We start from the raw sequence: 13,561 nt of genomic DNA, 5'->3' as shown, positions 1-13,561 counted from the left end.
CTAAGGTCAGGCGTCACCCATGAAACTCCAGTCCCTCAAGACCTTCGTCGTCGGCAACCCGCCACCGCGCAAGGGCGGTCGGTATTTCATCTTCGTCAAGCTGACCACCGCCTGCGGGATCGAAGGCGTTGGCGAAATCTACACCGCCACTTTTGGGCCGAAGGTTGTGGAGCAGATGGCCGCCGATCTGTTCCAGCGCACGTTCGAGGGACAGGATCCGCATGACATCGAGCGCATGTGGCGCAGGGCCTATGGCGCTGGTTTTTCGCACCGTCCCGACGTGACCATGGCCGGCGTCCTGAGCGGATTGGAGATGGCCTGCTGGGACATCATCGGCAAGGCCGCCGACCAGCCCGTCTACAACCTGCTGGGCGGCAAGGCGTGGGAGCGGCTCCGCAGTTACACCTACATCTATCCGTCTGAAGGCGACGTCTACCCGGACCCGGCGCTGACGCAGAAGACCGTCTACGACGATCCCTACATGGCCGCCGAGCGCGCGGCGGCATATCTGGCCATGGGCTTCACGGCGCTGAAGTTCGACCCGGCGGGACCCTATACGGACTATGACGGCCATCAGCCGGACATTGCGGTGCTGGATCGCTCGGAAGCGTTCTGCAAGCACATCCGCGAGGCCGTCGGAAACAGGGCGGACCTGCTGTTCGGCACGCACGGACAGTTCACTGTCTCGGGGGCCAAGCGCCTGGCACGGCGGATCGAGGCCTACGATCCGCTCTGGTTCGAGGAACCCATCCCGCCCGATCATCCGGAGCTGATGGCGGAGGTGGCGCGCTATACGTCCGTGCCGATCGCCACGGGCGAGCGGCTGGCGACGAAGTTCGAGTTCGCGCGCGTCATCGAGACCGGCGCAGCGTCGATCCTGCAACCCAATCTGGGGCGGGTCGGCGGCATCCTGGAAGCGAAGAAGATCGCCGGGATGGCCGAGGCACATCAGGTCCAGATCGCGCCGCACCTGTATTGCGGCCCGGTGGTCGCCGCGGCCAACATCCAGCTGGCGACCTGCTCACCCAACTTCCTGGTGCTGGAGAGCATCGAGCGGTTCGACGGCTTCTTCAGCGATCTGGTGAAGGGCGGCATCCGCTGGGAGGACGGCCATGTCATTCCACCAACCGCGCCCGGTCTGGGGATCGAACTGGATGAAGCAGTCGCCCGGGCGCATCCCTATGTGGGCGATGAACTGCATCTGGAGATGACGCCCGGCGGCGTGACATTTGGACAGCAATAGTCGCAATCATGATAAAGAAACGCTAGGTTCGTGATCAGTGAATTGCGGTTTCCGGGGAGGGAAAGATGAGCGCGCACGGTGAACATTTCGACGGGCTGGAGCTCCGCTCCGCGGATGAGCGCGAGAAGGACCTGATGGCAGCGCTGCCCAATCAGGTCGCCCACGCGAAGCAGCACGCCGATTTCTTTAGCGACCTGTACAAGGACATCGACCCGCAGGAGATCAACAGCCGGGAAGCCCTGCGCGAGCTGCCGGTGATCCGCAAGCCCGAGGTCGCCGAAGCCCAACAGAAGAACCCGCCCTTCGGCGGACTCAACGCCGTCAAGGTGACGGACATGGCGCACATCTTCATGTCGCCGGGCCCGATCTTCGAACCCGACGGACCGGGCACGGATCACTGGCGTTACGCACGCGCGCTCTGGGCCGCCGGATTCCGCTCGGGCGATATCGTCCACAACACGCTGTCGTACCATCTCACCCCGGCGGGCATGCTGATCGAGACCGGCTGCCGGGCCATCGGCTGCGCGGTGTTCCCGGGCGGTGTCGGCAATACGGAAATGCAGGTCGATGCCATCGAAAAGCTGAAGCCCACGGCCTACGCGGGCACGCCGTCGTTCCTGCGCATCCTGCTGGAGAAGGCCGACGAACTGGGTCGGGACTCATCGTCGTTCCGGAAGGCCTCCGTCGGCGCGGAACCCCTGCCGCCATCGCTACGCCAGTGGTTCGAGGATCGCGGCATCCAGACCACACAGGGCTATGGCACGGCAGACGTCGGGCTGATCGCCTATGAATCGATCCCCGTCGAGGGCATGATCGTCGATGAAAACCTCATCCTGGAAATCTGCCGGCCCGGCACCGGCGACCCGGTCGAGGAAGGCGAGGTCGGCGAGATCGTCGTCACCACCTTCAATTCGATCTACCCGCTGATCCGCTACGGCACCGGCGACATGACCGCCGTGCTGCCCGGCGAAAGCCCCTGCGGGCGCACCAACACACGCATCAAGGGCTGGATGGGCCGTGCGGACCAGTCGGCCAAGGTGCGCGGCATGTTCGTGCACGCCAAGCTGGTCGGCGAGATCCTGGCGCGGCACGACGGCATCGACAAGGCGCGGATCGTCATCACCAATCCCGACAATCGCGATCAGATGGTGTTGAAGGCCGAAGCGAAGTCGGGCGATGGCGCACTGAAGGACGCACTTGCCAAGTCGGTGCAGACGGTGACCAAGTTGCGCGGCGAGGTCGAGATCGTCGAGCCGGGCAGCCTGCCGAACGACGGCATCGTGGTCGAGGATGCACGCACGTTTGACTAGGCGGTGCAGGGGAATTGATTGAGATCCTCGCTTTCTCAGGTGGATCATGCCCGCTTTACGCGGGCATCCGGCGAACCTTTGAACTTGCGGCGAAGCCGTTCCGGATCCCCGCGCAAGGCGGGGATGAACCGCTGCGTATCCGCCATTCCCGTATCATTCCGGCGATATCTGAATTCACGATGCCGACGCAGGTTCGCCCGTGAGCGCGTCGGTCAAGCTCGCCATCTGCGTCCCGTCCGGCGACATGGTGCACATGGACTTCGCGACGTCGCTGGGCGTGATGCTGGCCCGGCTGGCGGCGCAGCGGGTGCAGAGTTCGCTCTACAACATACGCACGACGATCCTGTCGCAGGGCCGCCAGACGCTGGTGAACCAGGCACTGGCCGCCGACGCGACGCATCTGCTGTTCCTCGACAGCGACATGAGTTTCCCGCCGGACACCGCCATGCGGCTGCTGTCCCACAATCTGGACATCGTCGGCATCGCCGCCGCGATGCGCCGTGAGAACAGCCTGCTTCCCTCCGCGCTGAAACGCTGGGGAGAACGAGTCTCGCTGACGCCCGACGACGGTCTGGTGGAGGTCGATTATCTCGGTTTCGGCGGCATCCTGATCCGCCGGGCGGTCTTCAAGGCCATCGACAAGCCATGGTTCCCGATCAGCTTTCGCGAGACCCACCCGGAAAAGGGCGATATCTGGATCGGCGAGGACTACGGTTTCTGCGAGAAGGCGCGCGCCGCCGGATACCGCATCCATGTCGATGCCGGCCTGTCGTTCCGGTTCGGCCACATGGGACAGCGCCGGTTCAGGCTATCTGATGCGAGAAACTAGGTTCGTAGCTTAAAAGTCACATACTTGGCCGACCAATATCAATAGAGGTGACATTTCCATCAATATCATAAACGTCAATTGTGTAAGTGTCGGCTGGGAGATTGGCAAAAACCAAACTTGCAAAGAAAGTTCTATTTGATTGCCATATTTCGTAATTGTCAATACATGCGCTAACTGTGCATTTTTGCAGAACCTCCCCATTATGGATGTCAAAATGGCCGCGTAAACTTACATATCCACCAAATTTGGATTGCTGAAGTTCGGATGCCGATATTTCCTTAATCCACACGTGATTTTTTTTGAGTACAAGAGAGCTTGTAGTAAGCAAATTTAGCGATTTCAATTCCGGCCAAATAGAAATATTCACCGCCAAATTCTCACTATCAAGATAAACACCCCAAACATCGTACTTCCACGATGAAAAATCACCTGCCCCTCCCTTCCAGTACTGCGCGTGCTTTGCCTTCAGATCAGGTCGTTTGATAGCACAGGTTGTGTTAGCCGCATTTTTCTCATCGCCAGAAATTTCAGTTCCATCAACGTCCAAGATGAGTGCCGATCCACTTGATAGATCGGCAGCTTTTTGAAAACACGAGTCGATATCGCTTGATAATTTATCGAAAGCAACGGACAGTCTTTTCTTTTCGGCCAAAAATCTGAGGCGCATGTCTTCATTCTTGAATTCGAGTCGATTTAAATCATAAAGAGATTGCAGGTGCTCCATGCGCGCCCAAAGCTCATTTATGGTAAAAGCCCAGCGGCGAGCCACATCAATTTTTGAATACAACCCAACATAAGAACCAGCTTTTTGAATATCGTGCTCGGGAAATTCAATTGACATCTCTGCCAGTCTGAACGACTGAAGTTGAGCATTAGAATAGTTTCCGAGTGAGGAACGCCCTTCAGCTATTGCCTTTTTGACTCCCGCCAAATCACCCGGTGAAACCTTCATCAATTGTGAGACCAGACTGTCGGGCGAAGTTGAAAGTGGCACACCGTTCAAATAAATATCGGTTGTGACAGTGACACTAGAGTCAATTTTCCGGATCTCGTTCTCTAAATCGACCGAAATACTCCCCTCATACGATTCGCTTTCGAACATACCGTCCAGCGCTGCCTTCACCGACAAACTAGATTTTCGGTCATTCGAGGAAAATCTATAGAGAATTGTCATGGAGTGGGCCTTAGTGACTTCGGTGACAAAATGTGATCCGCACCTCTCATTAAAATTATCGCTATTGGAAGTATCTATGGCGGCATTTCCCAAACTATTTAGTTCAAGTGATTTAACACCTTGCGGAGCATACCGATATCCCGCATCAACGTAGACATACACCGTCCTACCGCCCTCAAAACTGCTCCTAACTGAGTTGTAATTCGTGCCTAGTGAAAACTTCGAAACCCCCAGTCTACTTTTAGCTGATGCCACTATGTCTATGTTCTGCGAGCTGCTCAATTCGAATAATGAAGTAGCGAACCCCATTCGTGCGAACTCGCTGCCAGTAGTAGGAGGCGTCTCCGGAATTGCATTGATACATGAGCGAACGCGTGGAGGCCTGGATGGAAACAACGGATCAATAGAGTCTCCAAGCTGCAATCCACTGCCCAATCTATTGTAAAGGGCCTTTACATCGACCTCTTGCGCGATCGCATAATCACTAAAAAGCTGAAAACCTAATATCGCTACTATCGTCAAGGTAAATCGTTTCATCACTTTATCCCCAAATCCCGATCCGCATCTCACGGTTCAACAAGCTCGATAGTTTGTCAACGTTTTAGAAAGACCACAGCGGATATTGCCCGTTAGTTTTCTCCACTTCGCCACTTTTTTATTCAAATTTTCAGGGCACTTAGGCTGAATCGGAGAGACGACCTCGGTCCTTCCCGACGGCGGCTGACTCCTCAACGCTCAGGGGACGGCTGGGCAACCAGGCGTACCCGTTCTCGCACAGTATGACGCATTCCCGCGTCCCGTGCGGCTTGTTCATGGGTGCCTGCAGGCCTACCGATTCGTGACTGTGTGCTTCGGCCCGCGCCCATGCCGCATCCGGATCGGTATCGTAGAGCCTGAATTCAACACCCCCGCCGCGCGGGCCCGTTTCCGGCAACAGCGAAGGCAGGGGATGGCTGTGATAGGTGTGATCACCGTGGATCTGGAAGACCTGAGCACCATAGGTCATGATCGCGAAATCGCCGGAAACCCTGTACGCCTGCATCCCGAAGACATCGGAAAGAAAGGCGGCCAGCCCCTCGACATCACGGGTCAGGATGTTCAGCCCGATCCCTTTCAGCGACCGCCCGAAATCCGCCGCGCCGACATTCTCGTAGTCCATATGCACACTCCCTTGCCGGGCCGTTGAAAAGGCATCGGCAGCTCCATTCTCAACCGCTCGATGCGCAAAAGTCACGACCGTTCGAACAGATGCGCCCGCGCCGGCGGCGGCGGGAGGCTCAGCAAGGCGTATGTATCGCCGCGACCAGCATCCGGTTCTTGAGGACCGCGAGTCGATGTCGCCAGTATGCCTGATCCGGGTTGCCAGCGATGCGCGCAAGCTCCGGGCCGATGCGCGCTTCGAACCGGTCCCAGGACGCCAGGACACCCGGCAGGTCCCGGCGGCGGGCGGACCACAGATCGTCGCCCTCCTTCTCCTCGAACCCCTGTATCTCGGCTGCGAGGCGCTGTTCCAGAGCCGCCTGGCGCGCAAGCACCCGTTCCGCCTGTTCGCCGGGGACCGGCTCGGGGTACATCACCGAGCTGCGGGTCCAGACCACAAAGCGATCCGCGTGGAACGAGACGGACTGCAGTTCCCACATCGCCCTGCCACTGCCGTCATGGCATTCCAGCCCGCTGACGAAATCCCGGGCAAAATCGAGGAAAATCCCGGCCAGCCTGTCGCGGTCCTCGGGTTCTGACTCTGCAGGGCGCACCCTCGCAAGCCACATCCGCTCGGACATCTGCACGCGCAGCATCTCCTGCTCCCGGCTGGCGCAGTACGTCATCCCGTACCCGCTTGTGACGAAATCGCAAATCGAGAACGGTCGCCGTGAGGCAACGATGAAATCCGCGTGCCGCGCACGGACGGCATACTCGGTTTCAGCGGGCGCGAAGCCCCCGAGACAGACCAGATTGAGGACCAGCCCGTCCTGATCGCGGGCGGCGAAATCCCCGATGCTGGCACGCTCGGCCAGTTCCCAGAGGTGGTAGAACGCTCCAGTCTCTGCGGTGACGCGCGCGTATTCATCCGTCAGATCATTGTCGGCCAGAAAGACATCCAGGTCGAAGGCGGGCGCATCGGCACAAAGCACCGATGGTTCATCGACCATGGTCGTTGCGTGCCCCTTGCCCCCGGCGGTCAGCGATGTCTCGTGCGCCGCGCTCTCAGGCGCAAGCGTCATCTGTCCCATGAAACACGCGACCGCGATCGCCCACACGCATCCGGGCCGCATCAGGCCGCCAGCACCAGTTCGCCGATCTGCGCCAGTTCGCGTTCATCGCTGGCCCAGACCATCAGGCCGGTAACGGGGCTTTCGTCCCAGGCGGCCAGCTTGTCGCGGATGCGTTCGGGCGGGCCGATCAGGCTGATCTCGTCGGCCAGACTGTCGGGAACGGCGGCGACGGCCTCACGCTTCTTGCCGTCCAGGAACAGGTCCTGGATTTTCTTCGCGGCATCCTCGTAGCCCATGCGCGCCACCAACTGGTTGTGGAAATTCTTGTCGCGGCTGCCCATGCCGCCGACATAGAGCGCCAGATTTTCCTTCACCTTGGCCAGCCCGCCCTCGACGTCGTCGGTGATCTGCAGACGGACGGGGCAGAATATCTCGAACCCCGGTTTCAGGTTCGCTTCCTGCTCGGCATAGACCTTCGGGCCGGTGGGCGAATAGTAGAGCGGATACCAGCCGTCGCAGATTTCGGTCGCCATCTTCACGTTCTTCGGCCCTTCGGCACCGAGGAAGATCGGCAGGTCCGACCGCAGCGGATGCACGATGGATTTCAGCGGCTTGCCCATGCCCCACGATCCCGGCGCATCTTCCGGGTACGGCAGCGTGTAGTGCGCCGACTGGTGCTGCACCGGCTCGTCGCGCGCCAGCACCTGGCGGATGATGTCGATACAGGCGCGGGTCCGCGACAGTGGCTTGGAGAAGCCTTGCCCGTACCAGCCCTCGACCACCTGCGGCCCGCTGACGCCCAGACCCAGGATCATCCGCCCGTTCGACAGGTGATCCAGCGTCATGGCGTGCATGGCCAGCGACGTCGGTGTCCGGGCGCTGATCTGCGCGATGGCGGTGCCCAGCTTGATCTTGCTCGTCTGCGCCCCGACCCAGGCCAGCGGCGTCAGCGCATCCGACCCCCAGGCTTCGGCGGTGAAGAACCCGTAATAGCCCAGCCGCTCGGCAAGCTGCGCCATCTCGACGAAATTCTGCGGCGGGTGGGCGGACCAGTAACCGGCCATCAGATTGAGTTTCAGTGTCATCACGTTCTCCCCTGCGTCTGCGGTCATGGTGCACGGGAACGGGGGCGAGAAAAAGACCCTGCGGTCGACACACATCTTGAAGATGCGACGGCGGATGCGCAGACTTTGGGGATGTCACCTGCACGACCCTATTCCCGCGCCGAACGCGTCGCCGATGCCGCGATCCACATCATCGGACTGGCGTTCGCCATCGGAGCCGCGATCTCCCTCGCCATCCTGGTGCTGCCGAACGGCGGCTGGCTGAAGCCATTGGCCGTTGCGACATACCTGGGCGGCCTGTTCGCGATGATCGGGTGCTCGGCGCTGTACAACCTGAGCCCGGAGGGGCGCTGGAAGGCCCGGTTTCGACGGCTGGATCATGCGGCGATCTTCGTCATGATCGCGGGCACCTACACGCCCTTCACACTGGTGGCCATCGGCGGTGTCTGGGGAATTGGCCTCTTCGCCTTCGTGTGGTCGGTCGCCATCGCCGGTGTCGCGCTGAAGCTGTTCTGGCCAGGCCGGATGGAGAAGCTCTCGATCCTCGCCTATCTGGCGATGGGCTGGTCGATCCTGGCGGCGATTCAGCCCCTGATCGAACACGTCTCGACGGCAGCCATCATCCTGCTGGCCGTCGGCGGACTGCTCTACAGCCTCGGCGTCATCTTCCACTTCTGGGAGCGCCTGAAGTTCCAGAACGCGGTCTGGCACGGGTTCGTCGTCGCGGCGGCGTCCTGCCACTTCGCTGCCGTCGTCGTGGACGTAGCTTAGGCTCCATCGCCAGATTTTCCGTCTTCGGACTTGATCCGAAGACCTCCCACGGATCATCCTGAGGCGCTGATCAGACGCATATGCGTGAGGCCCTCGGATCAAGTCCGAGGGCAAAAATGTGCGACAATCATTTCGTCATCCCCGTTTCTGCACTGCAGAACACGGGGATCGGGTTCAGGAAATGGCTGGTTCAGCCCGATCCCCGAGTGGCTGCGCCATCGGGGATGACGGTTCCAGAATTGTTACCCCGGCACGAACGTGTTCAGGCCGTCGGCGTGGGTCACGCGGCCTTTCGCGCCCAGGTGATCGACCTTCTCCATCTCCAGCAGCAGATCCGGATCGGAAGGCGTGTTGGCAATGAAACGGCTGCCGTCGCCCAGCCGCCCGAACACGATCGAATAGCTCGGTCCCTTGCGGTCGTGCAGCACGGCGTAGGTCTCGACCTCGGCATCGCCCTCCGCGATCTCGACCACCTGCGGTCCCTTGTCCGCGTCGATCTTCGCCTGATAGGTCTTCGGATCGACCGGCGCGAAGGGCTGTTCCGGCATATCGGTCGAGTAGATTCCCGCCGACTGCTTCGTGACGTAGTTGCCGTTGGCCGTGACCATGCCATAGCTGCCGGGCCTGCCGCGCACCCTGTCCATCATCTCGGCAATCGAGTGCGTGACATAGTTGTTCCCCGGCCCTCCGAAGTACGGCAGACCGCCGGTGACCGTGAGACCGCGCGGGTCGTCCTCCGGAATGCCCATCTCTTCGCAGGCGATCTGAACCGCAGACGGGAAACAACTGTACAGATCGAGGAAATCCATCTGGTCGATGGACTTGCCGGCCATCTTGGTGGCCTCGTGGCTGACATGCCGCATCGCAGGTGACGAGTGGAAGTTGATCCGCTCGGACAGGTACCAGTGATCGTAGGCATCGCCGCAGCCGTGCAGGAACACCCACTTCTCGCGCGGGATGCCCAGGGCTTTCGCCTTCGCCACTGACATAAGGATGACCGCCGCCGACTGGTCGATGAAGGCGTTGGAATTCATCAGCTTGGTGTAGGGGAAGCCGATGAAGGGGTTCTTTTCCGAGACCGTAGCGATCTGTTCGGCGCTGTAGCCTTCGCGCCGGTCGGCCAGCGGATTGTCCGCCGCCACCTTCGCAAAGCCTTCGAACAGGCGGCCCATGGTCATCATGTGCTCGTCAATGCTCTCGCCCTTGTGGCCCCGTATGGCGTTCTCGATCATCGGATAGGCGAAGATCGCACCCGCCATGCGATGCCGGTCTTCCATGTCGTTCCAGCCGCGTTTGTCGACGCCCCAGGCTTCCGCCTCACCGCCCGGATCCTCGGACCAGTCCAGATCGATCCCCGCACGCTGTGCCGCCTTCTGGGTGGCCAGCGCCTCGCCACCGACCACCATGGCGGCTTCCAGTTCGCCGCGCGTGATCATCTCGAACATGCGGTTGATCGACCATTGCGGCATGTTTCCGCCGGGATGGGTGTAGACCAGCCGCTTGGCGTTCGTCGCGCCCAACCGGTTGGCCAGAGACTTCGGCGGGTTCCTGTACTGACCGAACGGACAGACGAAGCGCCAGCTTGTGTCGGAAAAGGCCCGGATCTGGACGATGGTGTCCAGCGCCTCCAGCACCTTCGCCGCATCGCCTGCGTCCTTCGCGGCCTCCCGCGCGGCAGCCGCCGTCAGATCCATGGGCGACATGGCCGCGCGCGGATCGGGTTCGCGCTGCGTCACCTGGCCGGAGCCCACCAGTACCGGAATGCGTGTCTCGTCCATCATGTCCTCCCCTGAACTGGCTGCATGGTCGCGTGAAGCGGCCCTGCAATCAACGGTCTTGGCAGCATGGCACCGCTTCGCGAAACTGGCGTCAGGGGAGAATCTGCCGATGACCATTATCGATCCCGGCCTGCTGAAGGTGCAGGCCGACGCGCCCGACTGGTACCACGCCGCGATGCGGCAGGCGGGCGAAGAGCGCTTTGCCGACGTTCAGGACTGTGCAGTGCATTACCTGTACTGGCCGTCGGAAGGCACGGCGCAGGGCAACCTGCTGCTGGTACACGGCGGCGGCGGACACGCCCATTGGTGGAGCTTCATCGGGCCGATCCTGGCGCGCGGCTACAACGTCGCGGCGATCAGCCTGTCCGGCATGGGCGACAGCGGTACGCGCGAGCATTATGACGCCGACGTCCGCGTCGCCGATCTGCGCGGCGTCATCGCCGATGCGTTCGCCGGGGGCCTGCCGACCTTCATCTGCGGCCACAGCTTCGGCGGTTTCATGACCAGCCGCTTCGGTCAGTTGCATGGCGACGAGGTCGCCGGGATCATCGTGGCGGATTCACCCTTCCGGCCGCCCCACTTGCGCGACACCGACCAGAAACGCCGCCCGCGCATGGGCAACAAGCGGTACTACGCGACCTTCGACGAAGCCTGGCAGCGGTTCCGCCTGATGCCGGAACAGCCCTGCGCCAATGATTTTCTGGTCGAACACATCGCGCGGCATTCCCTGAAACAGGAGCCGGAAGGCTGGTGCTGGAAATGGGATGGCGGGGCCATGAACAACCGCCGTTTCGGCGAACCGTTCCACGACTATCTGGCAGCCGCAACCTGCCGCAAGGCCTACATCTTCGGCGAGAAGAGCTTCTTCAACGAACCCGACACGCTGGCCTATGCCTCGGAACTGGTCGGCGGCCACGTCGTCGGCGTGCCCGAAGCCTACCACCACATCATGCTGGACCAGCCCCTCGCCTTCGTCGCCGCGATCAGGGGCGTATTGGCCGGGTGGCGACAGGCATAATATTCTTGCTTTGTTCCGAAATCTGAACGAGCCTGTTTCAGAACAGCATTGCGCTTGAAAGGAGATTCTTGTGGGTCACACGATTACTTTCATCCTCGTACCACCTGGCCAGCCGTACTCGCACAAAATCACTGAAGAAGGATTCGATATTTATTCAGTGATATCGGATTATTCTGAAGGGCCGCATCTCCACGGGCATGACTATGAAGAATTGCTCTTGACCAATTCGGCACCTCCGGAAGTTCCTGAAGACGAAATGCTGCGTTGGAAGATGACGCAAAGACAGGTGCGCCTGGAGTTTCGCCTCGAAGACGAAGCCCTGAGTGCAGAACTGGGCCCGGAAACCTCGCTTGAACGGCTGGCGGATCTGCGCAACGAACGCGCGGTGTTTCACGGTGAGCGGTACTGGGTCGAGGGCGAGTATGTCTGCGCGGAATCGCCGATCAACCCAAACCCTCGGTACGACTGGGGAGGCCTGGGTGGTCAGTTCGCAAGCGACTTCGCCGATCCTCCACCCTGGGAGCGGGAGATCGTCACGGAACTTTGCAGCAGATGCAAAGGCAAGGGCGAGATTCCCGGCAAGACCTATCTGCTGCCACGCCCCTTGCGCCTTACCAAGGAGGCCAGGAACGATCCCGGCAATCCAAGGACTTGCGCGATTTGCATGGGCGAAGGGAGCTTCTCGTATCCAGAGCGTCTGAAAGACGTGCCGGATCAGCAAATGATCAAGACAATCCCGGACGTGCTTGCCCGGATCGAGTGGAGCGAATCATGCTGGCCATCTTCACTCGTCGATCTGAACGGCGTGTGGCATGGACCGCCGGCAAACTATATCTACGGTGTCCCAGAGGAAGAGACCCCGGAAGAGATTCTGGAGAATAGTGTGTTGAAATTTCTCAGAGAAGCGCCTGAGGGAACACGGGTTGCCGTGGCGGACATGCATTACGCATAAGCTCGACCGAATGCCCGTCGGTCACCGCCGTCAGCGTCCGCTGGGTCGCCGCCGCCGGATCTGGGTCAGCAGGGCTGCGCCGCCGATCAGGTTGCCGGCGATGACGACGCCGAACGGCACGGCGTAGGTGCCGGACAGTTCGATCAGGCCCCAGATCAGCGGCGGGGCGAGCATCCAGCCGAGCGAGGCGAAGGCGTAGGCGCGGCCGTTCATCTCGCCGACCTGCCCGACGGGCGCCCTGAGCGAGACGGCGGTCATGAAGATCGGCGACCAGGAATTGCCCGACAGCCCCGCCAGCAGCGCGATGGCATACATCAGCAGCTTCGGCGTATCCGGCGTAAGGGACAGCGCCCCGAAGATCGCGACGGAGGCCCCGACCGCCAGAATGGCCAGCGTGATCTCGGGCGAGCGGATCCAGTCGGAGAACATGCCCGCAAGGGGGCGTCCGGCGATGGCGGCCACCTGGATGATGGCGAAGAACACGCCGGCCTCGATCGGCGACATGCCGACGCCCTCAAGCAGGTAGATGTAGGTGAAGGTGAACAGCGACGTGTGCGAGGTCGCAAAGGCAATCGCCGTCCAGCCCAGAAGCTGCATGTCCTTTGGCAGCATGAAGCGCTGCAGGGCCCGCCGCAGCCCGAACGGCGTCGAGGATTTCGCCGGGGCATCGTCCGGTCTGATTCTGAACACCGGTGCGAACAGCAGGGTTCCCAGTGCCGCGATCGCAACAACGATGGCCATCGTGTAGACGCCCGCCTGCCAGCCCACCGCCAGCATGGTGGCGGGCAGCAGATAGCCCGCGGTTGTCCCGGCCAGCGAAACCCCTGACTGGCGAATGGACATGAACAGCCCGACCCGGTGACGCGGCGTCTTGGCCGACACCATTGTCACGTTGGCGGGGCCATAGGGTCCGTAGAAGACGCCGTACATGAAGGCCGCGAACATGACCATCGACCAGGTTCCGGCCAGCGCCAGCATCGCCGACAGTCCCATGCCCACCAGACAGATCAGCATGGCCGGCACACTGCCGAAACGGCGCATCATGGCCCCGCAGAACGGGCTGGCCAGGCTGGTGCCGAGAAAGATGAAAGAGAACGCCAGTCCGAAATCGCGCTCGTCCAGCCCGGTTTCCGCGGCCAGACCCGGCGCGAGAAGCGTAAAGCCGATAAATCCGAACGCCGCCGCGCTTTGCGTCAGGAACGCTGCAGC

The 13,561-nt window shown here is 61.1% G+C and carries 12 protein-coding genes; 6 read left to right on the top strand and 6 right to left on the bottom strand.

Features of this window, described 5'->3' with window-relative positions; translation table 11 throughout:
* Positions 1-19 precede the first annotated feature (19 nt).
* From ACN0X7_RS16185 to ACN0X7_RS16175, 3 genes are all read left to right on the top strand, one after another.
* The gene (locus tag ACN0X7_RS16185; protein ID WP_417519133.1) at positions 20-1,243 is read left to right on the top strand and encodes a mandelate racemase/muconate lactonizing enzyme family protein; all 1,224 of its coding nucleotides are present in this window, start codon (positions 20-22) and stop codon (positions 1,241-1,243) included.
* Between the two features lie 65 nt (positions 1,244-1,308).
* Positions 1,309-2,553 (top strand): phenylacetate--CoA ligase family protein, encoded by a 1,245-nt coding sequence (locus ACN0X7_RS16180; RefSeq protein WP_417519131.1) that lies wholly within the window; start codon positions 1,309-1,311, stop codon positions 2,551-2,553.
* 199 nt (positions 2,554-2,752) lie between these two features.
* The gene (locus ACN0X7_RS16175) at positions 2,753-3,382 is read left to right on the top strand and encodes a hypothetical protein (RefSeq protein WP_417519130.1); all 630 of its coding nucleotides are present in this window, start codon (positions 2,753-2,755) and stop codon (positions 3,380-3,382) included.
* Positions 3,383-3,398: 16 nt separating this feature from the next.
* On the opposite strand, the gene ACN0X7_RS16170 is transcribed toward ACN0X7_RS16175, so the two are convergent.
* From ACN0X7_RS16170 to ACN0X7_RS16155, 4 genes are all read right to left on the bottom strand, one after another.
* A complete protein-coding gene (locus ACN0X7_RS16170; protein WP_417519129.1) occupies positions 3,399-5,093 on the bottom strand; it encodes a hypothetical protein in 1,695 nt (564 codons plus the stop codon).
* A 139-nt stretch (positions 5,094-5,232) separates the two neighbouring features.
* Positions 5,233-5,715: a VOC family protein gene (locus ACN0X7_RS16165; RefSeq protein ID WP_417519128.1), complete on the bottom strand. Its 483-nt coding sequence runs from the start codon at positions 5,713-5,715 to the stop codon at positions 5,233-5,235.
* 118 nt (positions 5,716-5,833) lie between these two features.
* Entirely contained in the window at positions 5,834-6,787 is a 954-nt protein-coding gene (locus tag ACN0X7_RS16160) for a hypothetical protein (RefSeq protein WP_417519127.1), read from the bottom strand.
* Between the two features lie 41 nt (positions 6,788-6,828).
* A complete protein-coding gene (locus tag ACN0X7_RS16155) occupies positions 6,829-7,848 on the bottom strand; it encodes an LLM class F420-dependent oxidoreductase (RefSeq protein ID WP_417519233.1) in 1,020 nt (339 codons plus the stop codon).
* A 117-nt stretch (positions 7,849-7,965) separates the two neighbouring features.
* Here ACN0X7_RS16155 and trhA point away from each other — a divergent pair, with 117 nt between their 5' ends.
* A complete protein-coding gene (trhA, locus tag ACN0X7_RS16150; protein ID WP_417519125.1) occupies positions 7,966-8,604 on the top strand; it encodes a PAQR family membrane homeostasis protein TrhA in 639 nt (212 codons plus the stop codon).
* Between the two features lie 242 nt (positions 8,605-8,846).
* On the opposite strand, the gene ACN0X7_RS16145 is transcribed toward trhA, so the two are convergent.
* A complete protein-coding gene (locus ACN0X7_RS16145; protein ID WP_417519124.1) occupies positions 8,847-10,382 on the bottom strand; it encodes an acetyl-CoA acetyltransferase in 1,536 nt (511 codons plus the stop codon).
* 109 nt (positions 10,383-10,491) lie between these two features.
* Between ACN0X7_RS16145 and ACN0X7_RS16140 the strand changes: the two genes are divergently transcribed.
* Together ACN0X7_RS16140 and ACN0X7_RS16135 are read left to right on the top strand one after the other, a co-directional pair.
* Positions 10,492-11,400, top strand: a complete 909-nt coding sequence (locus ACN0X7_RS16140; protein ID WP_417519122.1) for an alpha/beta fold hydrolase — start codon at positions 10,492-10,494, stop codon at positions 11,398-11,400.
* 70 nt (positions 11,401-11,470) lie between these two features.
* Complete coding sequence (locus ACN0X7_RS16135; RefSeq protein ID WP_417519121.1) at positions 11,471-12,352, top strand: hypothetical protein; 882 nt, start codon at positions 11,471-11,473, stop codon at positions 12,350-12,352.
* A 30-nt stretch (positions 12,353-12,382) separates the two neighbouring features.
* Here ACN0X7_RS16135 and ACN0X7_RS16130 read toward each other — a convergent pair whose 3' ends face one another.
* The gene (locus ACN0X7_RS16130) at positions 12,383-13,549 is read right to left on the bottom strand and encodes an MFS transporter (protein WP_417519231.1); all 1,167 of its coding nucleotides are present in this window, start codon (positions 13,547-13,549) and stop codon (positions 12,383-12,385) included.
* Positions 13,550-13,561: the final 12 nt, after the last annotated feature.

Origin of the sequence: Minwuia sp. (assembly GCF_048263705.1) — a bacterium.
Taxonomy (GTDB): Bacteria; Pseudomonadota; Alphaproteobacteria; order Minwuiales; family Minwuiaceae; genus Minwuia.
The sequence above is the reverse complement of the archived record's forward strand: the minus strand, read 5'-3'. Positions and strand labels throughout refer to the sequence as shown.

Excerpts from the sequence above, each read along its gene's own strand:
- ACN0X7_RS16185 (WP_417519133.1), top strand. The coding sequence starts at position 20 with ATGAAACTCCAGTCCCTCAAGACCTTCGTCGTCGGCAACCCGCCACCG.
- ACN0X7_RS16180 (WP_417519131.1), top strand. The coding sequence starts at position 1,309 with ATGAGCGCGCACGGTGAACATTTCGACGGGCTGGAGCTCCGCTCCGCG.
- ACN0X7_RS16170 (WP_417519129.1), bottom strand. The coding sequence starts at position 5,093 with ATGAAACGATTTACCTTGACGATAGTAGCGATATTAGGTTTTCAGCTT.
- ACN0X7_RS16165 (WP_417519128.1), bottom strand. The coding sequence starts at position 5,715 with ATGGACTACGAGAATGTCGGCGCGGCGGATTTCGGGCGGTCGCTGAAA.
- ACN0X7_RS16160 (WP_417519127.1), bottom strand. The coding sequence starts at position 6,787 with ATGGGACAGATGACGCTTGCGCCTGAGAGCGCGGCGCACGAGACATCG.
- trhA (WP_417519125.1), top strand. The coding sequence starts at position 7,966 with ATGTCACCTGCACGACCCTATTCCCGCGCCGAACGCGTCGCCGATGCC.
- ACN0X7_RS16145 (WP_417519124.1), bottom strand. The coding sequence starts at position 10,382 with ATGGACGAGACACGCATTCCGGTACTGGTGGGCTCCGGCCAGGTGACG.
- ACN0X7_RS16140 (WP_417519122.1), top strand. The coding sequence starts at position 10,492 with ATGACCATTATCGATCCCGGCCTGCTGAAGGTGCAGGCCGACGCGCCC.